Raw genomic sequence first — 24,886 nt, 5'->3', positions numbered from 1 at the left:
TCTCCTGGGAAAGGGGCCTCTCCGGCGGCTTCTCCCGCGAGCGAACACGACCCTCTCGCGGGACGTCGCCATGCGGAGGGTCCGGTGGCGGCGCACTCCGCTGAGCCGAGACGCCGCGCCGCAGGTCAGCGCAGGACCTTGCGGAAGAACGTGGCCGACGCCTCGTAGCCCAGCGCGTGGTAGAACTCCGGCGCCCGCCGCGTGGCCATCGCGACGTAGCCGGCCTCACGCGAGCGGGCCCACGCCTCGAACTCCTCGAGCAACCGCCGGCCGATGCCCTGCCGGCGGGAGCCCGACTCGACCATGGCCTCCTCCACCCAGGCGACCGGCCCGTTGGCGAAGAGCGTCAGGTGGACGAAGCCGAGGAGGTAGCCGCGCACCCGCCCGTTGACGACGGCCGCGAGCAGCAGGGCATCGTCGTTGGCCAGCAGCGCGGGCAGCGCGGCGTCGAAGGCCTCGCGCTCGGGACTGAAGGTCAGGCCGAACTCGCGGGCCAGCGCGAACACCTCGTCCGCGTCCGCTTTCTCCGCTCTCCTGATGAGAAGATCGTCAGCCGTCATGACCAACGACCCTAGATCGTCGGTCACGGCCGACGCAAACCCTTGCTTGACGTTTCCCTGCTTTTCGTGACGGGATAAAACGGGCGGAGCATGTCACAAATCACCAAGTCCGAGTTGTCGGGCGATGAGCATGCGCTGCACTTCACTGGTGCCCTCGCCGATCTCCAGCACCTTGGCGTCGCGGTAGAAACGGGCCACGGGGAACTCGTTCATGAAGCCGTACCCGCCGAAGATCTGGGTTGCCTCGCGGGAGTTGTCCATGGCGGCATTGGAGGAGACGAGCTTGGCGATCGCCGCCTCCTTCTTGAACGGCTCGCCCGCGAGCATCTTCTCGGCGGCGTGGTAGTAGGCCAGGCGGGCGGTGTGCGCGCGGGCCTCCATGTCGGCGATCTTGAACTGGATGGCCTGGTAGTGGCCGATGGGGTGGCCGAACGCCTTGCGCTCCCTGACGTACTTGAGGCACTCGTCCACGCAACCCTGGGCCAGGCCGACGCCGAGCGCGGCGATGGCGACGCGGCCCTCGTCGAGCGTGCGCAGGAACTGCGCGTAGCCGCGGCCGCGCTCGCCGAGCAGGTTCTCCGCGGGCACGCGGCAGTCGGTGAAGGCCAGCTCGCGGGTGTCGGAGGCGTTCCAGCCGACCTTGGAGTACTTCTTCGAGACCGTGAACCCGGGCGTGCCGCTCGGCACGAGGATGGTGGAGATCTCGCCCTCGCCGGTGAGCGCGGCCACGCCGACGACGCCGGTGATGCCGGTGCCGGAGTTCGTGATGAACGACTTCGTCCCGTTGATCACCCATTCGCCGCCGTCGAGCACGGCCGTGGTGCGCATGCCGCCCGGCACGTCGGAGCCGCCGCCCGGCTCGGTCAGCCCGAACGCGCCCAGCATCTCGCCGGAGGCCAGCTTCGGCAGCCACGTACGGCGCTGCTCGTCCGTGCCGAACCGGTAGATCGGCATCGCCCCGAGCGAGACCGCCGCCTCCAGGGTGATCGCGACGCTGGAGTCGACCCTGGCCAGCTCCTCCAGGGCCAGGCAGAGGGCGAAGTAGTCGCCGCCCATGCCGCCGTACTCCTCGGGGATGGGCAGGCCGAACAGCCCCATGGCGCCCATCTGGCGCACGATGTCGTACGGGAACTCCTCGCGCTCGTAGAAGTCCCCGATCACGGGCGCGACCACCTCGCGGGCGAACGCCTCGACGGTCTTGCGCAGCTCTTCGTACTCGTCATTGAGCATGGTCAGCCTTTCGACAGCGCCTGTACGACGCGGGACGGGCTCGGCCGCCCGAGCAGCTCCGCCAGCCAGGTGCTGGTGGCGACGAGCTTGCCCAGGTCGAGCCCCGTCTCGATGCCGAGTCCCCTCAGCATCCAGACGAGGTCTTCTGTGGCGAGGTTGCCGGTGGCCGACTCCGCGTAGGGACAGCCGCCGATCCCGCCGGTGGAGGCGTCGATGGTGGTGACGCCGCAGTGGAGCGCGGCCAGGGTGTTGGCCAGCGCCTGCCCGTAGGTGTCGTGGAAGTGCACGGCGAGCCGGTCCGGCGAGCGGAAGGCGCGGATCAGCTCGGTGACGTGGCCGGGGGTGCCGACGCCGATGGTGTCGCCCAGGGAGAGCTGGTAGCAGCCGAGCCCGAGCAGCCGCTCGCCGACGGAGACGACCTGCGCGATCGGGGTGGGCCCCTCCCAGGGGTCGCCGAAGCACATGGAGACGTACGCGCGCACCTTGATGCCGTTGTCCAGCGCCCTGGCCACGACCGGCTCGAACATGTCGAACTGGCTCTCCAGGCTGCGGTTGAGGTTCTTGGCGGCGAAGGTCTCGGTGGCGCTGGCGAAAACGGCGATCTCGTCGACGCCGAGCTCCAGCGCCCGGTCGAGGCCGCGCTCGTTGGGCACGAGCACGGGATAGCGCACGCCGGTGCGCCGGTGCAGGCGGCGCAGCAGCTCGTCGGCGTCGGCGAGCTGGGGCACCCACTTGGGGTGCACGAAGCTGGTCGCCTCGATCACCTTGTGTCCCGCGTCGGCGAGCCGGTCGATGAACTCGGCCTTGACCTCGACGGGGACGACGGCGGACTCGTTCTGCAGGCCGTCGCGCGGCCCGACCTCGTAGATCGTGACCTGCTGCGGAAGACCTCTCATCGGGTACGGCATCACGCCTCCTCGGCGGTGACCACGGCCAGGACGGCGTCCATGTCCACCGGCTGCCCCGCCTGGACGGTCAGCTCGGAGACCACCCCGTCGCGCGGCGCGGTGACCGTGTGCTCCATCTTCATGGCCTCGACGATGACCAGCGGCTGTCCCTCGCTGACCCGTTCGCCCTGCTGGGCCTTGACCAGCAGGACGGTGCCCGGCATGGGGCTCCTGACGACGCCGTCGCCGGCCGTCGCCGCGCCGGGACGGTCGCCGGGGTCGCCGATGCGGTGGCGGGTGAACGACCAGGACGCGCCGTCGCGGCCGAGCCAGAGCGTGTCGCCGTCGCGTACGCACAGGTAGCGCTCGCCGCGCCCGCCGAGGGTGACGGCGAGCCCGGCGCCGTCGCGGTCGATGCGCGCGGGCACCGCCTCCTCACCCATGCGGACCTCGGCCGCCTCGGCGGGCAGGCCGCGCACCCGCACGGCGTGCACGCCGTCGCGCGACTCCAGCCGCCACGTCGTCCAGGCCCGCTCGCCGATCCGCCAGCCGTCGGCGACCTCCCACGGGTCGTCGCCGCGCGGCAGGTCGTGGAAGACCAGCCCCGCGGCGGCCCGCACCTCTTCGGGCGTCTCGGCATCGGGCAGCAGCTCGGGCAGGACCCGCTCGACCAGGCCGGTGTCCAGCTCTCCCGCGGCGACCGCCGGGTGCGCGGTCAGCGCACGCAGGAAGGGGACGTTGGTGACGACGCCGAGCACGGCCGTGCGGGCGAGCGCGCGGTCCAGCGTCCGGTACGCCGCCGCGCGGTCGGGCGCCCAGGCGATCACCTTGGCCATCATCGGGTCGAACTCGCTGCCGACCACGCACCCTTCGGCCAGCCCCGAGTCCACCCGCACGACCGTACGGCCCGCCTGGTCGCGCATGTCCGGCTCGCGCAGTGCGAGCACGCGCCCCCCGGTCGGCAGGAAGCCGCGCGCCGGGTCCTCGGCGTACACCCGGGCCTCCACCGCGTGCCCGTCGAGCCGCACGTCCTCCTGCGCGAACGGCAGCCGCTCCCCCGCCGCCACCCTGAGCTGCAGCTCCACCAGGTCCAGCCCGGTGACCAGCTCGGTGACGGGGTGCTCGACCTGGAGCCGGGTGTTCATCTCCATGAAGTGGTACGCGCCAGTGACGCCGTCCACGATGAACTCGACGGTGCCCGCCCCGACGTAGCCGACGGCGCGGGCGGCCTCGACCGCCGCCGCGCCCATGCTCGCGCGCGTCCCGGGGGTGAGGAACGGCGACGGCGCCTCCTCGATGATCTTCTGGTGGCGGCGCTGCAGGCTGCACTCGCGCTCGCCGAGGTGCACGACGCCGCCGTGGGCGTCGGCCAGCACCTGGATCTCGATGTGGCGTGGCCGCTCGACGTACCGCTCGATGAGCAGGGTGTCGTCGCCGAACGCGGCCCGCGCCGTACGCCTGGCCGAGGCCAGCGCCTCGGGCAGCTCGGCGGCCGACCGTACGAGGATCATGCCCTTGCCGCCGCCGCCCGCCGACGGCTTGATGAGGGCGGGAAAGTCGCTCCACTCCGCAAGGCCCGGCCCGGTCACGCCGGGCACCACCGGCACGCCGGCCGCCGACACGGTGTCCTTGGCGCGGATCTTGTCGCCCATGGCCTCGATCGCCGCGGCGGGCGGCCCGACGAAGACCAGTCCGGACTCGGCGCACCTGCGGGCGAACGCGGCGTTCTCCGCGAGGAACCCGTAACCGGGGTGCACGGCCTGCGCGCCGGACGCGCGGGCCGCCCCGATGATCGCCTCGGCGTCCAGGTAGGACGGCACCTGGAGCGCGACGTCGGCCTCGCGCACGTGCCTGGAGGCGGCGTCGGACGGCGTGTGCACCGCCACCGCCGCGATGCCGAGCGCGCGCAGCGTGCGGATGATCCGTACGGCGATCTCGCCCCTGTTGGCGATCAGAACACGGTCGAACAACATGCGTCACATCCGGAAGATGCCGAAGCCGGCGGGTTCGAACGGCGCGTTGGCCGCCGCGGACAGCGCCAGGCCCAGGACGGTGCGGGTGTCGAGCGGGTCGATCACGCCGTCGTCCCAGAGCCGGGCCGTGGAGTAGTACGGGTTGCCTTGATGCTCGTACTGCGCCCTGATCGCGTCGGGGTCGGCGTCGCCGACGGTGGTGAGCACGTTCGCGGCCTGCTCGCCGCCCATGACCGAGATGCGGGCGTTCGGCCACATCCACAGGAACCTGGGCGAGTACGCCCGCCCCGCCATCGCGTAGTTGCCCGCGCCGAACGAGCCCCCGATCACCACCGTGAACTTGGGCACCCGCGTGCACGCCACCGCCGTCACCATCTTCGCGCCGTGCTTGGCGATGCCGCCCGCCTCGTACGCCTTGCCGACCATGAACCCGCTGATGTTCTGCAGGAAGACCAGGGGGATGCCGCGCTGGTCGCACAGCTCGATGAAGTGGGCGCCCTTGAGCGCCGACTCGCTGAACAGGATGCCGTTGTTGGCCAGGATGCCGACCGGGTGGCCGTGGATGTGGGCGAAGCCGGTGACGAGGGTGGGGCCGTACTCGGCTTTGAACTCCAGGAAGCGCGAGCCGTCGACGATCCGCGCGATCACCTCGTGCACGTCGTACGGCTGCCGCGTGTCGGCCGGGATGATGCCGTACAGGTCGCGGGGGTCATGGCGGGGCGGCTCCGGCGTGATCGTCTCCCACGGGCGCGGGGCGCGCGGCGGCAGCGTGGCGACGATGTCGCGGACGATGGCCAGGGCGTGAGCGTCGTCCTCGGCCAGATGGTCGGTGACGCCGCTGACCCGGGCGTGCAGCTCGCCGCCGCCCAGCTCCTCGGCCGTGACCTCCTCACCGGTCGCCGCCTTCACCAGCGGCGGGCCGCCCAGGAAGATCGTGCCCTGGTTGCGCACGATGACCGCCTCGTCGCTCATCGCGGGCACGTACGCGCCGCCCGCCGTGCACGAGCCGAGCACGGCGGCGATCTGCGGGATGCCGCGCGCCGACATCGTGGCCTGGTTGTAGAAGATGCGGCCGAAGTGCTCGCGGTCGGGGAAGACCTCGTCCTGTCTGGGCAGGAACGCGCCGCCGGAGTCGACGAGGTAGACGCACGGCAGGCGGTTGTGCAGCGCCACCTCCTGGGCGCGCAGGTGCTTCTTGACCGTCATGGGGTAGTACGTGCCGCCCTTGACGGTGGCGTCGTTGGCGACGATCACGCATTCGCGGCCCGAGACGCGGCCGACGCCGGTGATGATGCCGGCGGCGGGCGCCTGGTCGTCGTACAGGCCGCAGGCCGCGAGCGGCGACAGCTCCAGGAAGCGCGAACCCGGGTCGAGCAGGCCGTCCACGCGGTCGCGCGGGAGCAGCTTGCCCCGCTCGACGTGCCGCCGCCGCGCCCGCTCGGATCCGCCGAGCGCCGCCACCGCCAGGCGTTCGAGCAGCTCGGCGGCCAGCCGCTCATTGAGCTCGGCGTTGCGCTTGTACGCCTCGCCGCCCGGCTCGATCGCCGACTTCAGCACCGGCCAGTCGCTGCTCATGGCTCCCCTCCCATGGCTCGGATGTTAGTCACCATTAACGTCATCGTCTAGCATGTGAGACGTGACCACCGCCTCCGCCCCCTCTACCCGCAGCCGCCGCAACAGGCGCGCGGAGATCCTGGAGGCGGCCGCCGAGCTGTTCGCGGCGCGCGGCTTCCACGGCGTCTCGATCGAGGACATCGGCGCCGCCGTCGGCGTCTCGGGCCCCGCTCTCTACCGGCACTTCGACGGCAAGGACGCGCTGCTGTCGGAGATGCTGCTCGACGTCAGCTCGCGGCTGCGCGAGTCGGCCGTCGCGGTCGCCACCTCATCGCCCGACCCCAGACAGACCCTGGACGCGCTGCTCGACGTGCAGATCACGTTCGCGCTCGAGCAGCCCGCGCTGATCACCGTGCACGACAGGGAGCTGGGCAACGTGCCAGAGCCCCAGCGCCGCCAGATCAGGCGGCTGCAGCGGCTCTACGTCGAGGAGTGGGTGACCGTGCTCGCCGAGCTGCACCCCTCATGCCCGGCCGCCCGGCTGCGCGCCGCGACGCACGCCGTCTTCGGGCTGCTCAACTCGACCCCGCACAGCGCGGGCGAGCTCCCGGCGGGCGAGATGCGGCCGCTGCTGCACGCGATGGCCCGCTCCGCCATCGACGCCGCCGTTAAGGCTCATTAACTTCCCGGCGCCCGCCGATGCGACGGGAAGGACTTTCACATCCCCCTGCGCACGATCTTGTACGGAGGGTAGCTTTCCTGATGCGCCGCGCGGCACGTCACAACTACCCCCCGGAAATGCGTTGAGGAGCGCAACGACATGTTGGATCTCGAGGAGAAGTACCTTGACCTGGAGAGCCGGGTAAGAAAGCTCGAGGCGGCTAGTGTGAGTGGCGTGCCGCACCAGAGCATCGCCGAACGCTTCGACGTCCACTACACCCGCATCTCGCAGGTCGGCAAGAACGTCAACGCGAGGATCACGCGCGAGGCCCAAGCCATCAGGGCCGAGATGAGGGCCGGCTTCGCCAAGGTCGACAAGCGCTTCGAGCAAGTCGACCAGCGCCTCGACCAGGTCGATAAGCGCTTCGAGCAAGTCGACCAGCGCCTCGACCAGGTCGACCAGCGCTTCGAGCAAGTCGATAAGCGCTTCGAGCAAGTCGACCAGCGCCTCGAGCAGATCGACCAGCGCCTCGACCAGGTCGACCAGAGATTCGTCGAGGTCGACCATCGCATCGCGTCGCTGGCCACGGAGGTCAAGCAGCTCAAGAGCGAGACCTTCCAGATGGGCCTCACGCTCACGAAGATCGACAGCGACAGCGAGCGCCGCGATCTCCGGATCGACAAGATCGAGCAGCAGCTCGGCGGGCTCGAGGCACTGCTCGTCAAGATCGACGCCAGGCTGTCCGATCAGCAGGCCGGCTAGTGGCCGGGTAAGCGACAGGACGAGGCCCGGGGAGGTGCCCCCCGGGCCTCGTCAGTGCACGCTCCGCGAGGTCAGTGGAGGTCAGTGCACGAAGGCCGGCGACGTCAGCGGCGTACGCGGACGAAGTCCGTGGCGCTGTCGTCGCCCTTGGCGCGCGCGTCACCGGGGAAGACGAACTTCCAGTGGCCCGAGCGCCAGGCCTTGGCCGTGGTGGAGAGGCGGCCGCTGCCGCCGGAGGCGGTGGTCTTGACGTACTGCCACTTCTTGGAGCCGAGCGGCTTGAAGTAGAGCGCGACCTTGCCGGCGTGGCCCACCCACGAACGGCCGTGCTCGGCCAGCAGCACGCCCCTGAACTTCAGGGTGCCGCCGCGCTTGGCCGGCTCGGGGTAGGCGTCGAACTTGATCAGCCGGGTGTCCTTCTTGGGCTCGTTGACCTGGACCCGGTCGGGGCGGCTGACGGTGCCGTTGACGCCGCGGGTGCCGCGGTACTCGGCGCGCCACCAGCCGGACTTCTGCGCCCTGGCGGTGGCGAGGAAGCGGCCGCCGCGCCCGGTCACGTCGCTGGTGACGTACTCCCACCGGTGGGAGCCGTCGGCCCGGAAGTAGATGGAGACCCGCTGGCCGGACAGGCCGCCGCGGCCCTCGGCGGTCAGGGAGCCGCTGAAGCGGAGCCTGTCGCCCTTGTTCGCGGGCTCGGGGCGGACGTCGAAGCCGGAGATCCGGCTGGCGAGGTCGGAGCGCCTGACGTCCACGCGGTCGGGGGCGCTGACGCTGCCCCGCGCCGTCGCGGTGGCCGCGAACTCGGCCCGCCACCAGCCGGTGGACAGGGCGCGCACGTTCGCGGAGAACCGGCCGCCGCGCCCGCTGGTCACCTTGGTGACCTCGCGGTAGGCGCCGGAGCCGCGCTCACGGAAGGTGATGGCGACGCTCTGACCGGGGTAGGGCTTGCCGCCGGCGAGCAGCCGGCCGGTGACCTTGATGGTCTTGCCCCTGGTGACCCGGCCGGGCTCGGCGCTGAAGCCGGCGATCCGGGTGGTGAGCGCCTTGACGACCTCGAAGGAGCCGGTCTTGGTGGCGGTGCCGTCGCCGAAGGCGGTGGCGGTGTACGTCCACTTGCCGGCGGCGCTGGCGCCGAACGACTTGGTGCCGGTCCACTTCAGGCCGCCCGGGATGCGCGACGAGGTGACGGGCACGGCGTCGCCGTTCAGCTTGAGCTCGGCCTTCTCCGCGTTCCTCGTGGTGAACGTGAACGTGACGGCGACGTCCTTGTCGAACACCACGATCGGGGCCGCGGGCCGGAGGCCGACGGTGCCGATGCTCGGCGCGGGAGCCGCCGCGGCCGCGGCCGGGCCCGCGGCGAGTGCCCCTGCCCCGAGGACGAGGGCGAGGGCGGCTACACGGATGCGCTGTAACATGCGGGTTCCTTTCTGGAGACCCCTTTGGTTTCAACGCGGCATTGAGGGTGCCACGCGTGTCCTCCTAGTAGACGCGGCGCCCATGGTGAACGTTGTGAAATCTGACAAACAGTCATCTCTCGGGGTTAATCGGACCGCTCCACAACATCTCCCCTACGTCCGGGAGACGTCGGCGCCGATCAACGACATAATCGGGGTTGTGGCGCGCGACACAGTAGAAACTCATTTCACCCAAGCCGTTGCAATGCTCGAAGCGGGCACTCCGCGAGATCCGGGGCTTCCGATCCGCGACGGCACGTCACTGACCGGCGCGCAGTGCAGGACGCTCTACCGGCGCCAGCTCGACAGCCGGCTGCTCGACATCGCGGCCCGGTGGCTGCGCGAGCGCGATGAGGGCTTCTACACGATCGGCTCGGCCGGTCACGAGGGCAACGCGGCGGTGGCCGCCGCCCTGCGCCCCGGCGACCCGGCCCTGCTCCACTACCGCTCGGGCGCGTTCTACCTCACCCGCTCCGAGCAGGCGGGCAGGCTGCCCGAGCAGGGCATCCGCGACGTGCTGCTGGGGCTGACCGCCTCCTCCGAAGAGCCCATCGCGGGCGGGCGGCACAAGGTGTTCGGCCATCCCGACCTGGCCGTCATCCCCCAGACCTCCACGATCGCCAGCCACCTGCCGCGGGCGGTGGGCGTGGCGTTCGCGATCGAGCGGGCGCGGTCGCTGGGCGTGCCGTCCGCCTGGCCGGAGGACGCGATCGCGGTGTGCAGCTTCGGCGACGCCTCGATCAACCACGCGAGCGCCCAGACCGGTTTCAACACCGCCGCCTACGCCACCTACCAGGGGCTGGGCATGCCGCTGCTGTTCGTCTGCGAGGACAACGGCATCGGCATCAGCGTCCGCACGCCCAAGGGCTGGGTGGAGGCCGCGGTGCGGCGTCCGGGCATCGAATACTTCGCCGCCGACGGGTGCGACCTGGCCGAGACGTACGACGTGGCGGTGCGCGCCGTCGAGCACGTACGCGAGCACCGCTCCCCCGCGTTCCTGCACCTGCGGACCGTCCGGCTGATGGGGCACGCCGGGTCCGACGTCGAGTCCGCCTACCGCACGCAGCGCGAGATCAAGGCCGATCTCGCCCGCGACCCGCTGCTGCGCACGGCGGCGATGCTGGTGGAGGCGGGTCTCGAGACGCCTGACGAGCTGCTCAAGCAGTACGAGCTGGCGCGCGAGCACATCCTGCTCCTCGCCCAGGAGACCGCGCGCCGCCCGCGGCTCGGCTCGGCCACCGAGGTCATGGAGACGATCGCGCCGCGCAAGCCCGAGCTGATCGCCAAGATCAGCCCGATGGCGGCCTCGCCCGCGGTGCGGGAGAAGGCGTTCGCCGGGTCGCTGCCGGAGAACGCCAAGCCGCTGACCCTGTCGGAGTCCATCAACCGCACGCTCGCCGACGCGCTGGCCGTCTACCCCGAGCTGACCGTGTTCGGCGAGGACGTCGGCAAGAAGGGCGGCGTCTACGGCGTGACCAAGGGGCTGCAGAAGCGGTTCGGCCCCGGCCGGGTCTTCGACACGCTGCTCGACGAGCAGGCCATCCTGGGCCTCGCGCTCGGGCAGGGCGTGTCGCGGCTCCTGCCCGTACCCGAGATCCAATATCTCGCCTACCTGCACAACGCGCTCGACCAGATCCGCGGCGAGGGCTCGACGCTGTCGTTCTTCTCGCGCGGCGCCTACACCAACCCGATGGTGGTGCGGGTGGCCGGCTACGCCTACCAGAAGGGGTTCGGCGGCCACTTCCACAACGACAACGCGGTGGCCGCGCTGCGCGACATCCCCGGCCTGGTCATCGCCTCGCCCGCACGGCCCGACGACGCCGCGGCCATGCTGCGCACGTGCCTGGCGGCGGCCCGTACGGCGGGGTCGGTGTGCGTGTTCCTCGAGCCGATCGCGCTCTACCACACCCGTGACCTGTTCGAGGACGGCGACGGCGGCTGGCTGGCCCCGTACGCGCCGCCCTCGCGCTGGGCCGAGACGCACGTGCCGATCGGGAAGGCACGCTCCTACGGCGACGGGCGCGACCTGACGATCGTCACGTTCGGCAACGGAGTGCGGATGAGCCTGCGCGCCGCGGTGCGGCTCACCCAGGAGGGGTACGGCTGCCGCGTGCTCGACCTGCGCTGGCTGGCGCCGCTGCCGATCGACGACCTGCTGCGCTCGGCCGAGCTGACCGGCAGCGTGCTGATCGCCGACGAGACCCGCCACTCCGGCGGCGTCTCCGAGGGCATCATCGCCGAGCTGCTCGACGCCGGCTTCACCGGCAAGGTCGCGCGGGTGACCTCGGCCGACAGCTTCATCCCGCTCGGCCCGGCCGCCGATCACGTGCTGCTGTCGGAGGAGGAGATCGAGCAGGCGGCGCGCAAGCTACTCGGCTGAGCGGGCCACCGCTCCCCTGATGCAGTACGGCTCCGACCAGGCGACCGCCGAGTTCTCCGAGATCGTCACCGGCACGCCGACCAGGAAGCAGTAGCCGCTGTCCGGGTCGAGTCCGGTGACCTTGGCCGAGGTCGCGCCCTGCCCGACCGCGGTGACGGTCTGCTTGCCCTTCCCGCCCGGTGAACTCTGGATGACCACCGGGTGGCGGCGGGCGGCGGCGGGGAGCTTCCACGTCAGCTCGATGAGCGCGCCCTGGTCGGCGGTCAGCTTGACCTCCCGGGGCGCGTAGGCCGCGACGTCCTGCCCGCCCTCCGGGCGCTGCGTGCCCGTGGCCGCCGTGGGAGTGGCGGTGCGGGGCCGGTCCGGCGGCTGGGAGAGGAAGACGGCCAGCGCCGTGCCGCCGGCCGCGATCACCGCCACCGCGGCGGCGATCAGGGCGATGGTGCGGGTGCGCGCGCTGCTCCCGCCCGGGTTCGTCGCGGGCTGGGAGGGCTGGGGCGGCGGCGCCGGTAACGACGGCGATCCCTGCGCCGGCGGCGGCCCCTGCACTGCCGGTGGCCCCTGCATCGGCGACGCTCCCTGCGCGGGCGGCCCTGCCATGGGCGGCTGAGGCGGGGGAAGGTACTGGCCCGTCGCGGGGAACGCCCCGCTCGTGGCCGCGGCGGCTCCGGTTTGTGCCTGGTGCCCTGTCGCCGGAAAGGCGCCGGCACCCGTTGAGTGGTGCGGCTCCGTACCGGAGGGTGCGGCGTGGTGCGCGCCGGTACCGGAAGGGATGACGTACTGCGAGCCCGTGCCTGAAGGGGCGGAGTGCTGCGGGCCGGTGCCTGAAGGGACGGAGTGCTGCGGGCCCGTCGCGGGAAAGGCGGTGCCGCTCAGCGACGCGGGGGAGGCGGTGCCGATGCCGATCAGGTCGGTGACCGGCAGGCCGAGCTCCGCCTGCACGGCCTGGAGGTGCCGGGCGAGCTCGCGCGCCGACCCGTACCGGGCCTCCGGCTGCTTGGCCATCGCGCGCAGCACCGGCGCGAGCACCGCGGGCGGCACGTCGGGGCGGTTGATCGGCGGCGGATCGGCGTTCAGCACCCGGTACATCAGCGGCGCGATCGACGGGTCCGCCGGGTTGTGGAAGGCGGGCTGCCCGGCCAGCAGGTGGTAAAGGGTGGAGCCGAGCGAGTAGACGTCGGTGGCGGCCGAGTGCGGCTGCCCGGTGAGCACTTCGGGGGCGGCGTGCAGCGGCGTGAACGCCTGCGAGGTGGCCGAGATCTCCGCCGCGTCGACGACCCTGGCCACGCCGAAGTCGGCGATCGCCGGCTCGCCGTAGCGGGAGATGAGGATGTTCTGCGGCTTGATGTCGCCGTGCAGCACCCCGGCCTCGTGGACGGCGGCCAGCGCCCCGGCCAGCTTGACGCCGGTGCGCAGCACGTCGGGGACGGGAAGCGGCCCTTCCTTGCGGATCCTGTCGCGCAGCGAGCCGTTCTCGAAGAAGTCCATCGCGATGTACGGCTTGCCGGACGCGGTCATGCCGGTGTCGAAGACGGTGACGACGTTGGGATGGCCGGTGAGGCGGCCGGTGAGCTGCAGCTCGCGCTGGAACCTGCGCATGGTCCGCTGGTCGACCCGGTCGACGGACAGCACCTTCAGCGCCACGACCCGGTCGAGGCGCTCCTGGTAGGCGCGGTAAACGACGGCGAATCCGCCCTGGCCCACCTGATCGAGTACCCGGTAGCCGGGTGCGTCCTCGACTGGCAGCACTCCACTCTCCCCCCGTTGCTGTGGAGTTTAGTGGGAAATAACGGGATCAGAGGGGATTCATAAGGTACGCGCCGAACACCATGGAGGCCAGCGCCACGAGCAGGAAGAAGAACACGTAGAAGCCACCGGGCAGGAAGGTCAGCCGGGCGAGCTGGTCGGCGTCGGAGTCTCTGGCCTGCCTGCGGCGCCGCTTCTGCTGCAGCTCGATGATCGGCCGGATGCCGCCGAAGAGCAGGAACCAGGTCGCGACGAGGGCCACGACCTGCTGGACTTCGGCGGGGGCGTACATGATCAGCGCGAAGACGGCGCCGCCGGTGACGAGGAGGATGAGGGCGCCGTACAGATTGCGGATCAGCAGGAGCATGCACACTAACAGCAGCAGCACGCTCCAGATCAGCAGCGTGATGTGGCCCCGCTCGGTGAGCCAGGCGGCGCCCAGCCCGAGCAGCGGCGGCGCGATGTAGCCGGCCATCGCGGTCAGCACCATGCCGGGCCCGGTGGGCCTGCCCCTGGTCAGGGTCACGCCGGAGGTGTCGGAGTGGAGCCGGATGCCTTCGAGCTTGCGCCGGGTGAGCAGCGCCATGAGGGCGTGGCCGCCCTCATGGGCGATCGTGATCAGGCCGCGGGAGACCTGCCAGGGCATGCGGAAGCCGACGATCACGAGCGCCGCGAGCGCCGAGCCCGCCACCACCCAGGGCTCGGGGTCGGCTTGCGTGGCGATCAGGTGGGCCCAGAACTTGTCCATCGAGGACAAACCCTAACCGCTTCGCCGGGGCCGCGACGTCCTTACGGAAGCGGCGGCGCACGCGCAGTGATAATGGCCGGAGCCACTTCGATCATGAGGGGACCGGCCCATGGAACTCGGACTGCACATTCAGCACTTCACCTGGCCGGGCGGGGCCGAGCGGCTCGGGCCGACGCTGGCCGAGATCGCGCGTACGGCCGAGGACGCGGGCATCGCCCGGCTGACCGTCATGGACCACGTCTGGCAGATCGGCGTGGTGGGGCCGCCCGAGCAGGAGATGCTGGAGCCGTACACGACGCTCGGCTTCCTCGCCGCGGCGACGCGGCGGGTCCAGCTCCACACGCTGGTCACCGGCGTCGTCTACCGCGCGCCCGGGCTGCTCGCCAAGACCGTCACCACGCTCGACGTGCTCTCCGGCGGGCGCGCGTGGCTCGGCATCGGCGCCGCCTGGTACGAGGAGGAGGCGCGCGGGCTCGGCCTGCCGTTCCCGCCGCTCGCCGAGCGCTTCGAGCGCCTTGAGGAGACGCTGCAGATCTGCCGGCAGATGTGGAGCGGCGGCGAGGAGCCGTACGAGGGGCGGCACTACCGGCTGGAACGCACGCTGAACTCGCCGCAGAGCGTCAGCCGCCCGCATCCGAAGATCATGATCGGCGGGTCCGGCGAGCAGAAGACGCTGCGCCTGGTCGCCAAGTACGCCGACGCCTGCAACATCTTCGGCGGCCCCGACGTCACCCGCAAGCTCGAGGTGCTGCGCGGCCACTGCGAGCGCGAGGGACGCGACTACGGCGAGATCGAGAAGACGAGCGTGCTGGCGATCGCACCGGGCGACGACGCGGGCCGCGTGCTCGACCAGCTGAGAAGCCTGCACGAGCTGGGCTTCACCGCCGTGTACGTGACCGTCCGCGACGGCGACCAGATGAAGGCGATCGAGCTGCTGGGCGGCGAGGTGATCCCGCAGATCTCCACCTGGTGAGCGCCCTTCGGGGTGTTTAGGGTGTCGTGCGTGGAATCTGACGCCGAGGTGCCCGGCTGGTGGCGGCGGCTGGGGCTGCCCGGCCTGATCGACCTGCACGTGCACTTCCTGCCCGAACGCATGGAACGCCGGGTGTGGCACCACTTCCACCACGGCGGGCCGCTGATGGGCGACGGGTGGCCCATCACGTACGAGTGGCCGGTCGGGCGACGGGTCGAGCGGCTGCGCGAGCTGGGCGTGCAGAGGTTCCCCGCGCTGGCGTACGCGCACAAGCCCGGCATGGCGTCCGACCTGAACGCCTGGACGCTCGGCTTCGCCCGCCGCACCCCCGGCTGCCTGCCGTCCGCGACCTTCTACCCCGAGCCGGGCGTGGAGACGTACGTGCGGAAGGCGCTCGACGACGGCGCCCGGATCTTCAAGGTGCACCTGCAGGTGGGCGGGTTCGATCCGCGGGTGCCCGAGCTGGACGGCGTGTGGGGACTGCTGGCCGAGTCGGGGGTGCCTGTCGTGGTGCACGCGAGCTCGGTGCCCGTACCGGGGGGACATGTCGGGATCGAACCCATCGCCGGGGTGCTGCGCCGCCATCCGGCGCTGCGGGCGGTGATCGCGCACCTCGGCATGCCCGAGTACGACCCGTTCTTCGCGCTGGCCGCCCGCTACGAACGGGTCGCGCTGGACACCACCATGGCCTTCACCGGCTTCAGCGAGCAGCGCATGCCGTTCCCCGCCCGGCTGCGGCCCGCGCTGCGTGATCTCGGCCTGGCGGGGAAGGTGGTGCTGGGCACGGACTTCCCCACGATCCCGTACCCCTACGCGCACCAGCTCGACGCGCTGGCCCGCCTCGATCTGGGCGATGCCTGGCTGAGGGCCGTGTGCTGGGACAACGGTGCTGCCGTGATCTGATAGAAGGGTGAACGATCGGCACGTGGCGCTCATCAGCGCTTTCTACGACGCTCTCGGCCGCGCGGACTTCGCGGCCATGGAGCGCTGTTACCACCCCGAAGTCAGTTTCAGCGATCCCATCTTCCAGGAGGTCGAGGGGCGCGACCGGGTGATGAGGATGTGGCGGCTGCAGCTCGGCGTGCGCGACGGGCTGAAGTCCGAATATCGTGACGTGACAGCCGACGACTTCACCGGCACCGCCCACTGGACGGCCCGCTACACCTTCTCCAGCACGGGCCGCCAGGTCGTCAACGAGATCGACGCGCTGTTCAGGTTCGAAGACGACCTGATCGTCCGTCATCGTGACGACTTCGACTTCAAACGCTGGTCGAAGATGGCTCTGGGCCGGCCGCACGGGCTGGTGTTCGGCTGGACGCCCATGTGGCGCAAGACCATCAGAGACCGTGCGACACAGCAGCTCAACGAGCTGATGAGCTCGTCCTAGATCGTTTCCGTTGGGAGGTTGCCCATGGCCAGGGTGAAGGGTCTCAGGCGCGGCGGAGAACCCCGCGAGGAAGCGCCGGAACACTCGATGGACCCGCGCGCCGTGGAGGAGCCTCCCTACCGGCCCACCGTCATTGACAACGCCATCTACCGCGACGGCGAGCGGGTCGACAACCCCGGCTCGCTCGCCGACGCCTTCGAACGCCTCAAGCAGATGCCCGACGCCATGGCGTGGATCGGGCTGTACCGGCCCAAGGAGTGGGAGCTGGTCAAGCTCGGCGAGGAGTTCGAGCTGCACGAGCTGGCCCTTGAGGACGCCATCGTCGGCTCCCAGCGGCCTAAGGCCGACCGCTACGGCGACACCCTCTTCGTCGTGCTGCGCGCCGCCCGCTACCTCGACGACGTGGAGGAGGTCGCGTTCGGCGAGCTGCACGTCTTCGTCGGCCCCAACTTCGTGATCACCGTGCGCCACGCCGAGGCGCCCGACCTGCAGAGCGTGCGCAAGCGCATGGAGTCGGACCCCGACCTGCTGCGCCAGGGCCCCCAGGCCGTCCTGTACGCGATACTCGACGCCGTCGTGGACGGGTACGCGCCGGTCGTGGCCGGGCTGCAGAAGGACATCGAGGAGATCGAGGTCCAGGTCTTCAGCGGCGACCCGTCGGTGTCGCGGCGCGTCTACGAGCTGTCCGGCGAGGTCATCGAGTTCCAGCGGGCCACCGCGCCGCTGGTCGGCATGATCCACGGGTTCATCGCCGGCGCCCGCAAGTACGGCGTCACCGACGAGCTGCAGAGCTACCTGCGCGACGTCGCCGACCACGCGATCACCGTGACCGAGCGCATCTCGTCCTTCCGCCAGATGCTGCAGAACATCCTCGTCGTCAACTCCACGCTGGTCACCCAGGCGCAGAACGCCGAGATGGCGCGCATGACGGAGGCCAGCATCCAGCAGGGCGAGGAGGTCAAGAAGATCTCCGCCTGGGCGGCCATCCTGTTCGCGCCGACGCTGGTCGGGACCATTTACGGGATGAATTTCGATTTCATGCCGGAAACGCACTGGGTGTTCGGGTATCCGTTCGCGATCGTGCTCATGGGCGTGGTGTGCCTGGTGCTGTACATGGTCTTCAAGCGCCGAGACTGGCTCTGATTTCCGGATATTTCACGAAACCTGTCACGCCCCCTCGGACGGCTTTCCGCTTTTCCACCACGGCCCGCTCCCACCTGCGTTTACGACGCCTTTCTGCCCCGCCGTCCCCTACGAGCGTTCACACCAGGCGAGGAATGGCGACGCAGGAACACCGCAGGAACACCGCAGGAACACATCGACACCGCCCGGCGGCACATCGAACGGCTGCGCGACCACCACCAGGACGACGTGATCGCGCTCGCCCGCCTGGTCGAGGCGGGCGCGCTCAAAGGGCCGCCGGCGACCGGCCGACCGCCGACCTTCGCTCCTGGGACCGCGCCGTCAAGGACCTCTTCGCCCGCGCCCTGACCCCCGAGACCGCCGCCGCCCTCGAACACCACGAGAACGACCCCTACGTCGCCGGGTGCGCCGGGGCGGGATGCGGTGGCGGATGCGGTCGAGTTCTTCCGGCGGTCGAAGCCGTTGCTCCTCGACTCCCCCGAGGGCCCTGGCCAGAGCTCAGGCCGCCTGGGGGACCGGCATGGCGGTGAGGAGTTCGGTGAGTGCGGCGGCGGGGGTGATGTCGCGGAGCTCGGCCTCGGGGGTGAGGATGAGGCGGTGCGCCAGCACGGGTACGGCGAGCGCCTTGACGTCCTCGGGCACCACGTAGTGCCGCCCCGCGGCGGCGGCCTTGACGCGGGCGGCGCGCAGCAGGGCGAGACTGCCGCGCGGGCTCGCGCCGAGGCGGACGTGCGGGCTGGTACGGGTGGCCGCGCACAGCGAGACGATGTAGTCGTAGACGGGGTCGGCGACGTGGATGCGGGAGGCGAAGTCGATCATCCCGGCCACGTCGGACGAGCGCGCCACCACGGGCAGCCGGTCCACCTGCGGCCCGGTGGGCATGCCCTTGAGCACCTCGACCTCCGACGCGTGGTCGGGGTAGCCGACGGAGATCTTCATCAGGAACCGGTCGAGCTGGGCCTCGGGCAGCGGGTACGTGCCGTCCATGTCGACGGGGTTCTGCGTGGCGACGACGAGGAACGGCCTGGGCACCGGGTGGGACTGGGCGTCGACGGTGACCCGGCGCTCCTCCATGACCTCCAGCAGCGCGGCCTGGGTCTTCGGCGAGGCGCGGTTGATCTCGTCGGCGAGCACGATGTTGGCGAAGACGGGCCCGTGGTGGAACTCGAACGTCTGCTGCGCCTGGTTGAAGATCGACACGCCGGTGATGTCGCTGGGCAGCAGGTCGGGCGTGAACTGGATGCGCCGCCATTCGGCGTCCACGCTGGCGGCGAGCGAGCGGGCGAGCGTGGTCTTGCCGGTGCCGGGGACGTCCTCGACCAGCAGGTGCCCCTCGGCGAACAGGCAGATGAGGGCCAGCTCGATGGCTTCGTGCTTGCCCCTGATGACGCGTTCGATGTTGTTCGCGAGCAGGTGGAAGCGCTGGGCGAACTGGCCGGCGAGCTGCGCGCTCTGCTGCTGGGCGGAGGCGTCGTACGGCCCGGTGTGCTGGGAGTGTACGGCCGGTTGCTGGTGCTGGTACGGCGCCGCGGCCTGCTCGGCAGGGTCCGGGTAGCGGTAGGCGGCCTGCTCGGCGTGGTCCTGGTAGTGGTACTGGGTCAACTGAGTCCCCTTCTCAGCCGGCGTCCTCGGAGAGCGGCCCCTCCGGGGGAGGCTCCGGCGGTCGCGCCACGCTGCGAGTTGGACAAAGTCCCGCACCCCCGACATGTACGACTGCGCACCGTTGCCCCCGTATTACCGTGCATCACCCTAGCGCTCACCGATCACTCGCGTGGACGTACCGGCTGGTAGCGATGGGATCGGCGGTGCGGGCGTGCATGGAGTGTCGGTCCGAAGCCGTACCTTAGTGCCCGTGTCCGAACAGCCCCTGACCCTCGACTCCGTGCTGACCGACGAGGCGGTCCTGTCGACCTACCGCCGCATGTTCGCCGCGCTGGCCCGCGACAGCGGGGCGGTGGTCGACGATCCGGCCATGGTCGACATCGCCGAGACGTTGTTCGCGGCGTTCGCCGAGGCGGGCGAGGAGTGGCTGACGCACGAGCAGATGCGCTTCGCCTGCCGGGCCTACCCCACCGACCAGTTCGACAACCGGCTGCGGGTGCTCAAGGGGCTGGGCGCGATCCGCGAGGTGTTCCCCAAGCCCAACCAGCTCCGCTACCGCGCGTCGTTCACGAGCGTGGTGGGGCTGATGTTCATCAGGCGGATGATGGACGACGGCGGCCAGTCGGAGATGCACCGGCTGCTCGCGCTCGAGGACCTCAACGTCGCCGATCCGCGCACCACGATGGAGGAGGCCAGGCAGAGCGCGCTCAACCTGGCGCGGGCGTTCCGGCTGTGGGCGCTCGAGCTGATCACGCTCACCCACGGCACCATCGAGGAGCTGCGCGAGCAGGCGCCCAAGCTGTGGGGCACCGAGGAGATCGCCCAGCGGGCGCAGGGCCTGCACGCCACGATCCTGACCCGCTGGCCCGAGCTCGACCGGGTCTGCACCGACCTGCGCGCGGCCATCTACGCCTACAGCGACGCCTCACGGCGGGCGGCCGGCCGGCTGGCCGACTCGGCGGGCACCACCCGTAATCTCACGCTGCTGCCGACCGAGACGTGGCGCACGTTCGCGCAGACCGCGTCGAAGGAGCGGCTGGCGGCGGTGCTCGACGGGTTCGTGTTCGACGCGCCCGCGCCTTGGCACGATCCCGCGGCGATCGCCCGCGCGGTCGACGAGGCGCCGCGTCCCGCGCCCGCGCAGCCCACTCCCCCGCGTTCCAACCTGCCCGATCCGGGTCCCGAGTCCGAGCTGGACACCTCGCAGGACGCCGCGCTCGAGCGGCTGCGGCAGACGGCGGAGTCGCTGCTCGGCGATGCCGACCGGGTGGCGCTGCGCGACGCGCTGGGCTCCGACTGGGCGGCGGCGCGGCGTGTGCTGGCCGACCTGACCACCGTCGATCTGCGGCCCGAGCTTCCCTACCGCCTGGTCTGGTCCGACGGGCTCGCCATCGATCCCGACCGCGAGCCCACCTGGCTGTCCGAGGGTTACCTGGAGCGCGTCCATGGCTGAACGTCCCGTGCCGGAGCCCGCGGCTCTCGCCCACGCCCGCGCCCGCTCGGGCGGTCCCGTCAAGCTCGGCGCCGCCGAGCCCGCGCCGCCCGGCATGATGCGCCTGACCAGGGCCGACTCCACCGGCGAAGCGCTGCCGGTGTGGCCTGACGGTGTGACGCCGTCGCTGCTCGACGAGCATCAGGTGGCGCCGGTGCCGGTGGAGCGCTCCGGCGAGACGCGGCGGGTGCTGGCGGCGGTGCTCAAGTGCTGCTGGCAGGACCTGTCGGCCGGCCCGTGGCCGGGCCGGCCCGCCCCCGTCGACGTGGTGCTCGACACCTATCGCGAGCTGATCGGCCGTACCGACGACCTGATGCGCAACTGGGCGGTGGGCGCGCTGCGGCGGCTGCACGACTCCGCGTGGGTGGTGCTGGACGACGGCGTGGTGACGCTGGGCCCGCGCTGCGCCCTGTGGCCGCCCGAGTCGCACGCGCAGCTTCAAGAGCTCGTACGCCGGCTGCCCGAGCCCGCGCGTCCCGAGCTGACCGTGGTGCCCGACGACGACCTGGTGGCCGCCGGGCAGAGCGCCGTCGGCGGCGAGGCGGGCGGCAGGGCGGAGCCGGCCATGGCCGAGTTCGACGACCTGCTGAGCGGCTACGACGAGCGGCGCAGGGCCGAGCTGGTGGCGGCGTTCATGGTGGTCGAGCACGCGGCCGAGCCGGTGCAGGAGGTGCGCTTCGCCGCCCTGCGCGACCCGGCGCTGCGCCACACGCTGGCCGAGATGCTGGCCAGGCGCGGCCGTACGCTGATCCAGCACCGCGACCGCTGGATCTCCGGCTACGACGACGCCGTCGCCGCCCGCGTCGCCGCCGATGGCCCGGCCCGGCTGGGGGTGAGCGAGCGCGCGGTGCTGACGCTCATCCTCGTGCACTCGGTCGCCATCCCGCGCGCCGAGGGCCTGCTGCCCGAGGACTCCTGGCTCTCGCCGCACCCCACACCGGCCGACGAGCTGCGCCGCCACACCCAGCTGCCGATCGGCGAGCTGGAGTCGGCGCTGCGCGTGCTGCGGCACGCGGGGCTGATCAGCCAGGTGAAGGCGGGCGAGGAGGCGGGCGGCTACGTGCCCGGGCCGCAGTTCCACCGGCTCACTCCGGCGGCGCGGCGGCGGCTGCAGGAGGAGCTGATCCTGGCGGCCGGGCCGAACACGCCGCTCGCGGCGGCGGTGCTCGCCCGAAGATCTGCCAAATGAGTCACATGTCAGCGTTGATGAGGGATGGAAGGGTTACGGGGGTTTAGGTGTCGCAGGTGGAGAACGTCGTCGGGGACCGCGTGCTGATCGCCGTGCAGGCGGTCAACATCTCGCGGTTGTCGACCCATCCGGTGCCCACCGTTCCCGGCACGCTGATCGTGGTGGCCGGTGCGGGGCCCAAGGACTCCAACGGCGCGGGCAAGTCGTCGTTCATCGCCTCGATCACGGCGCTGCTGGGCGACGAGCAGTGGCGGTTCGCCTCGGGTGCGAAGGCGGTGTCGGAGCTGCTGTTCAACGCGGAGCTGGCCAGCGGCGCGGGGTCGCGCCAGTGGGCGAGCGCCGACCACGGCTACATCGTGGGGGTCTTCGCGCCGCCCGGGATGGACGGGTTCGCCCCGCCCGCCGCCGCGTCCCTGGAGGCGGCGCCCGGCGTTGGCCCGTCCGGCGGGGAGCCGTCCGGCGCGGAGACGTCCGGCGGGGAGCTGTTCGGCGGGGAGCCCTCCGACGGCGAGCTGTTCGACGTGCCCGACACCTCGGGCGGCGCGCTGACCGTGTGGCTGCGGGTCAACCAGGAGGCGCCCCACCTGGAGATCCGCTGGCGGGAGGGGATCCACCTCGCGGCGTCGCCGTCGGAGGCCGAGCGGGTGGCGCGGGCCGACGAGATCTGGGCGTCGCTGCCGCGCTCCGCGGGCCGGCGCGACGTCGTGGCCCGCGACCTCACCAAGGTCCTGTACGGCGACAAGGTCAGGTGCGTGTCGTTCCTGTCCACGTCCGTACGCAGCAAGGTCGCCACCAACCTGCTCTCCCAGCCGCTCAACGAGATCTCGCCCGAGCGGGTCTTCGAGGCCATCGCCGCGCTGACCGGCCTGGACGCCGAGCTGGAGCAGGAGCGCGAGGCCCGCCGCGACGAGCACGCCAAGCGGGTGCGGGCGGCGCAGGCGGCCGACCGGCTGGCCGAGTTCGAGTCGGAGTCGAAGGCGCTGCTGAGCACGTTCGACCGGCGCGACCAGGCGCGCATCCGGCTGGCCGACGCGCAGCGGTGCTGGCGCGGCCGGCAGGCGCGCAGGCTGGCCGACGCCGCCGCCAAGGACGAGGCGCTGGCGGCCGACCTCGAACGCCACCGCGCGGCGGCCGAGGCGGCGGCGGAGGCCGTCGCCCTGGTCAAGGCGGAGATCGCGACCCTGCGTGAGGACACGCTGGACCGGCAGGTGTCGCAGGCTCGCAAGGAGCTGGCGGCGCTGCAGGCGCGGGCGAGCAAGCTCGACGCCGACCGCGCCGTGACCGAGAACTCCGCCGACGAGCTGCGCGGGCTCATCCCCGCGCTGGAGGAGACCCGCCGCTTCGCCGACGGGCGCGACGTGCCGGCGGCCGAACGCGAGCTCGGCGAGGCGCGGCTGCGGCTCAACGAGGCACTGAAGGCCCTCGGCGTAGCCGACCAGGAGGTGGCCTCGGCGCAGGCGGCGCTCGACGACGCCGAGGGCGGCCCGGCGGCGGCCCAGCTCAACGCGCTGGCGGCGGCGGGGGTCGGCGCGACCGGGCTGCTCGACGCGCTCGACGTGGCCGAGCAGGCCCGCGACACCGCCACCTCAGGCGGCCTGCGCGGATGGCCGCACGAGCACGCCGTGATCGTGGACGCCGCCCAGCTCGGCGCGGCCGCCGAAGCCCTGTCCGGCCTGCCGGGCTCGGTGCTGGTGAGCGCGGCCGGGGTGAGCGTGGTCGGGACGTTCGAGGGGGTGGCGACCGGGCGTGAGGCCCGCATCAAGGCCGCCGAGCAGCGGCTCAACCGCGCCAAGGACGTCCAGGAGAGCGCGGCCCAGGCCGTGCGCGACGCGGAGGAGGCGGTCGCCGAGGCGCAGCGGCGGCTCGAAGGCGCGCGGGCCGGGGTGCGGCTGGCCGAGCTGGAGGTCAAGCTGGGCGAGCGGCGGGCCAAGCTGGCCGAGCTGAACGCCGCCATCGAAGAGCTGGCCCCCAAGGTCGCCGAGGCCGAACGCCAGGCCGCCGCGCTCGACTTCCGCGCCCGTACCCGCGACATGGAGATCGAGCGGCTGGAGGGGCGCAGGCAGCGGCACGAGAGCGAGCGCGCACAGGCACGCGAGCAGGAGGCCAAGGTCACCGCCGAACGCGAGGCGCTCAAGCTCGACGCGCTCGCCGAAGACTGGGGCGGCACCATCGACGCCGCCCGCGAGTGGCTGGACGCGCTGCCCGAGGAGGAGCGCACGCGCACCGCCGACGAGTGGTGGCGGATCGCCGAGCGCCACCTCGACCAGGCGCTGCGCGACACGTTCCCCGACGAGGACGCCGAGCTGCCCGAGGAGCTGCGTTTCCTGCTGAGCGAGCGGGAGGGCAGCACGGCGCGGGAGCAGGCGACGTTCGCGGCGGTCTGCGGGTCGCTGTCGTCCTATCTGCGCGGCCAGGAGGAGTACGAACGCCACCAGCGCCGCCAGATCGAGGCCCAGCTCGTCTCCCGGCAGCGCGACCTGGCCGCGGCGGCCAGAGGCGCGGAGGAGGCCGCCCAGTCCACGGCCGTGCACCGCGCCGCGCTGACCGCCGCGATCAAGGCGCGGCTGGCGCGGGTGGCCGAGGAGTTCGACAAGCTCGACACCTCCTACGGCGGTTACGGCGCGACGCTGGAGTTCCCCGTCCCGCCCGCGCCCGCCGACCCCGAGCAGCGCTGGCAGTGGCGGGTCACGCCCAAGTGGCGGCGGGGCGAGGGGCAGGCGTTCGTGCCGTACAACCGGCGGGCCAACACCGCGCTCATGGACGAGAAGGCCGTCAAGCTGGTGTGCGCGGCGGCCATCGCCTCGTCCGGGGGCGGCCACCTGTGCCTGGTGCTCGACGAGCTCGGGCGCAACCTCGGCAAGGAGCACCGGCGGGAGGCGGTGGCGCTGTTCCGGCGGATCGGCGAGACGTACGGGATCACGGTGATCGGGGCGCTCCAGGACGACATGGAGCCGTACGCGATCGACGCGTGCGGTCAGTACATCAAGCTGCGGCGGTCGTCGGATGCGATGCCGTACAACGAGCCGCCCGTCATCGTGGGGCACGACCAGCACGCGGAGCGGGTCCGGGCGCTGGCGGCGTACGTGGAGCGCGGCACCCCCGCGGTCACGGCGTGAGCCCACGCGCGCAGGGCGGGGCGCCGGAG

General features: G+C 71.8%; 19 protein-coding genes. 10 read left to right on the top strand and 9 right to left on the bottom strand.

From position 1 onward, the window contains the following. Positions 1-125: 125 nt before the first annotated feature. The 5 genes from ACGFIM_RS27855 to ACGFIM_RS27835 all read right to left on the bottom strand — a co-directional run bounded on the left by ACGFIM_RS27855 (position 126) and on the right by ACGFIM_RS27835 (position 6,225). A complete protein-coding gene (locus ACGFIM_RS27855; RefSeq protein ID WP_393205564.1) occupies positions 126-560 on the bottom strand; it encodes a GNAT family N-acetyltransferase in 435 nt (144 codons plus the stop codon). 93 nt (positions 561-653) lie between these two features. Further along, positions 654-1,790, bottom strand: a complete 1,137-nt coding sequence (locus ACGFIM_RS27850; protein WP_393205561.1) for an acyl-CoA dehydrogenase family protein — start codon at positions 1,788-1,790, stop codon at positions 654-656. Between the two features lie 2 nt (positions 1,791-1,792). Next, positions 1,793-2,698 carry a hydroxymethylglutaryl-CoA lyase gene (locus ACGFIM_RS27845; protein WP_393205558.1) on the bottom strand — a complete coding sequence of 302 codons (906 nt, stop codon included), beginning with the start codon at positions 2,696-2,698 and terminating at the stop codon, positions 1,793-1,795. Continuing rightward, entirely contained in the window at positions 2,698-4,650 is a 1,953-nt protein-coding gene (locus tag ACGFIM_RS27840) for an acetyl/propionyl/methylcrotonyl-CoA carboxylase subunit alpha (RefSeq protein WP_393205556.1), read from the bottom strand. Before ACGFIM_RS27840 ends, ACGFIM_RS27845 begins: the two co-directional genes overlap by 1 nt. Before the next feature lie 3 nt (positions 4,651-4,653). Further along, entirely contained in the window at positions 4,654-6,225 is a 1,572-nt protein-coding gene (locus ACGFIM_RS27835; protein WP_393205554.1) for a carboxyl transferase domain-containing protein, read from the bottom strand. 61 nt (positions 6,226-6,286) lie between these two features. Between ACGFIM_RS27835 and ACGFIM_RS27830 the strand changes: the two genes are divergently transcribed. Then, positions 6,287-6,886 carry a TetR/AcrR family transcriptional regulator gene (locus tag ACGFIM_RS27830; protein ID WP_393205551.1) on the top strand — a complete coding sequence of 200 codons (600 nt, stop codon included), beginning with the start codon at positions 6,287-6,289 and terminating at the stop codon, positions 6,884-6,886. A gap of 138 nt (positions 6,887-7,024) precedes the next feature. After that, entirely contained in the window at positions 7,025-7,627 is a 603-nt protein-coding gene (locus ACGFIM_RS27825) for a hypothetical protein (RefSeq protein WP_393205548.1), read from the top strand. Positions 7,628-7,731: 104 nt separating this feature from the next. Here ACGFIM_RS27825 and ACGFIM_RS27820 read toward each other — a convergent pair whose 3' ends face one another. Then, positions 7,732-9,042: a hypothetical protein gene (locus ACGFIM_RS27820; RefSeq protein ID WP_393205545.1), complete on the bottom strand. Its 1,311-nt coding sequence runs from the start codon at positions 9,040-9,042 to the stop codon at positions 7,732-7,734. Positions 9,043-9,286: 244 nt separating this feature from the next. Between ACGFIM_RS27820 and ACGFIM_RS27815 the strand changes: the two genes are divergently transcribed. Beyond that, positions 9,287-11,461: a thiamine pyrophosphate-dependent enzyme gene (locus tag ACGFIM_RS27815; protein WP_393205542.1), complete on the top strand. Its 2,175-nt coding sequence runs from the start codon at positions 9,287-9,289 to the stop codon at positions 11,459-11,461. Here the strand turns inward: ACGFIM_RS27815 and ACGFIM_RS27810 are convergent. Together ACGFIM_RS27810 and ACGFIM_RS27805 are read right to left on the bottom strand one after the other, a co-directional pair. After that, positions 11,450-13,210 carry a protein kinase gene (locus ACGFIM_RS27810; protein WP_393205539.1) on the bottom strand — a complete coding sequence of 587 codons (1,761 nt, stop codon included), beginning with the start codon at positions 13,208-13,210 and terminating at the stop codon, positions 11,450-11,452. The two genes, ACGFIM_RS27815 and ACGFIM_RS27810, sit on opposite strands and share 12 nt — an antisense overlap. 46 nt (positions 13,211-13,256) lie before the next feature. Then, positions 13,257-13,955: a M50 family metallopeptidase gene (locus ACGFIM_RS27805; RefSeq protein ID WP_393205536.1), complete on the bottom strand. Its 699-nt coding sequence runs from the start codon at positions 13,953-13,955 to the stop codon at positions 13,257-13,259. A gap of 109 nt (positions 13,956-14,064) precedes the next feature. On the opposite strand from ACGFIM_RS27805, the gene ACGFIM_RS27800 reads away from it, so the two are divergent. The 4 genes from ACGFIM_RS27800 (at position 14,065) to corA (ending at position 17,458) form a co-directional block, all read left to right on the top strand. Beyond that, positions 14,065-14,928, top strand: a complete 864-nt coding sequence (locus tag ACGFIM_RS27800) for an LLM class F420-dependent oxidoreductase (protein ID WP_393205533.1) — start codon at positions 14,065-14,067, stop codon at positions 14,926-14,928. Positions 14,929-14,949: 21 nt separating this feature from the next. Next, positions 14,950-15,831: an amidohydrolase family protein gene (locus ACGFIM_RS27795; protein WP_393205530.1), complete on the top strand. Its 882-nt coding sequence runs from the start codon at positions 14,950-14,952 to the stop codon at positions 15,829-15,831. A 7-nt stretch (positions 15,832-15,838) separates the two neighbouring features. After that, entirely contained in the window at positions 15,839-16,315 is a 477-nt protein-coding gene (locus ACGFIM_RS27790) for a nuclear transport factor 2 family protein (protein ID WP_364067633.1), read from the top strand. Positions 16,316-16,417: 102 nt separating this feature from the next. After that, entirely contained in the window at positions 16,418-17,458 is a 1,041-nt protein-coding gene (gene corA / locus ACGFIM_RS27785) for a magnesium/cobalt transporter CorA (protein WP_393205527.1), read from the top strand. 498 nt (positions 17,459-17,956) lie between these two features. Here corA and ACGFIM_RS27780 read toward each other — a convergent pair whose 3' ends face one another. Then, positions 17,957-19,060, bottom strand: a complete 1,104-nt coding sequence (locus ACGFIM_RS27780; protein ID WP_393205524.1) for an AAA family ATPase — start codon at positions 19,058-19,060, stop codon at positions 17,957-17,959. A gap of 250 nt (positions 19,061-19,310) precedes the next feature. Between ACGFIM_RS27780 and ACGFIM_RS27775 the strand changes: the two genes are divergently transcribed. The 3 genes from ACGFIM_RS27775 to ACGFIM_RS27765 are packed head-to-tail and all read left to right on the top strand — an operon-like array spanning position 19,311 to position 24,857. Further along, positions 19,311-20,513 (top strand): hypothetical protein, encoded by a 1,203-nt coding sequence (locus tag ACGFIM_RS27775; protein ID WP_364067627.1) that lies wholly within the window; start codon positions 19,311-19,313, stop codon positions 20,511-20,513. Next, entirely contained in the window at positions 20,506-21,741 is a 1,236-nt protein-coding gene (locus ACGFIM_RS27770; RefSeq protein ID WP_364067625.1) for a hypothetical protein, read from the top strand. The genes ACGFIM_RS27775 and ACGFIM_RS27770 overlap by 8 nt, the downstream gene beginning before the upstream one ends. Before the next feature lie 56 nt (positions 21,742-21,797). Further along, positions 21,798-24,857, top strand: coding sequence for a chromosome partitioning protein ParA (locus tag ACGFIM_RS27765; protein ID WP_393205520.1), 3,060 nt, complete (start codon positions 21,798-21,800; stop codon positions 24,855-24,857). Positions 24,858-24,886: the final 29 nt, after the last annotated feature.

It is taken from the genome of Nonomuraea sp. NPDC049309, from assembly GCF_043196965.1.
Classification (GTDB): Bacteria; Actinomycetota; Actinomycetes; order Streptosporangiales; family Streptosporangiaceae; genus Nonomuraea; species Nonomuraea fastidiosa.
Note: the sequence above shows the minus strand (reverse complement) of the source record. Positions and strands in the feature narration are given on the sequence as shown.

Bases quoted from the DNA above. Each gene is read 5' to 3' on its own strand.
- ACGFIM_RS27840 (WP_393205556.1), bottom strand. From the start codon at position 4,650: ATGTTGTTCGACCGTGTTCTGATCGCCAACAGGGGCGAGATCGCCGTA.
- ACGFIM_RS27820 (WP_393205545.1), bottom strand. From the start codon at position 9,042: ATGTTACAGCGCATCCGTGTAGCCGCCCTCGCCCTCGTCCTCGGGGCA.
- ACGFIM_RS27800 (WP_393205533.1), top strand. From the start codon at position 14,065: ATGGAACTCGGACTGCACATTCAGCACTTCACCTGGCCGGGCGGGGCC.
- ACGFIM_RS27805 (WP_393205536.1), bottom strand. From the start codon at position 13,955: ATGGACAAGTTCTGGGCCCACCTGATCGCCACGCAAGCCGACCCCGAG.
- ACGFIM_RS27815 (WP_393205542.1), top strand. From the start codon at position 9,287: ATGCTCGAAGCGGGCACTCCGCGAGATCCGGGGCTTCCGATCCGCGAC.
- ACGFIM_RS27855 (WP_393205564.1), bottom strand. From the start codon at position 560: ATGACGGCTGACGATCTTCTCATCAGGAGAGCGGAGAAAGCGGACGCG.
- ACGFIM_RS27845 (WP_393205558.1), bottom strand. From the start codon at position 2,698: ATGCCGTACCCGATGAGAGGTCTTCCGCAGCAGGTCACGATCTACGAG.
- ACGFIM_RS27825 (WP_393205548.1), top strand. From the start codon at position 7,025: ATGTTGGATCTCGAGGAGAAGTACCTTGACCTGGAGAGCCGGGTAAGA.
- ACGFIM_RS27835 (WP_393205554.1), bottom strand. From the start codon at position 6,225: ATGAGCAGCGACTGGCCGGTGCTGAAGTCGGCGATCGAGCCGGGCGGC.
- ACGFIM_RS27850 (WP_393205561.1), bottom strand. From the start codon at position 1,790: ATGCTCAATGACGAGTACGAAGAGCTGCGCAAGACCGTCGAGGCGTTC.
- ACGFIM_RS27770 (WP_364067625.1), top strand. From the start codon at position 20,506: ATGGCTGAACGTCCCGTGCCGGAGCCCGCGGCTCTCGCCCACGCCCGC.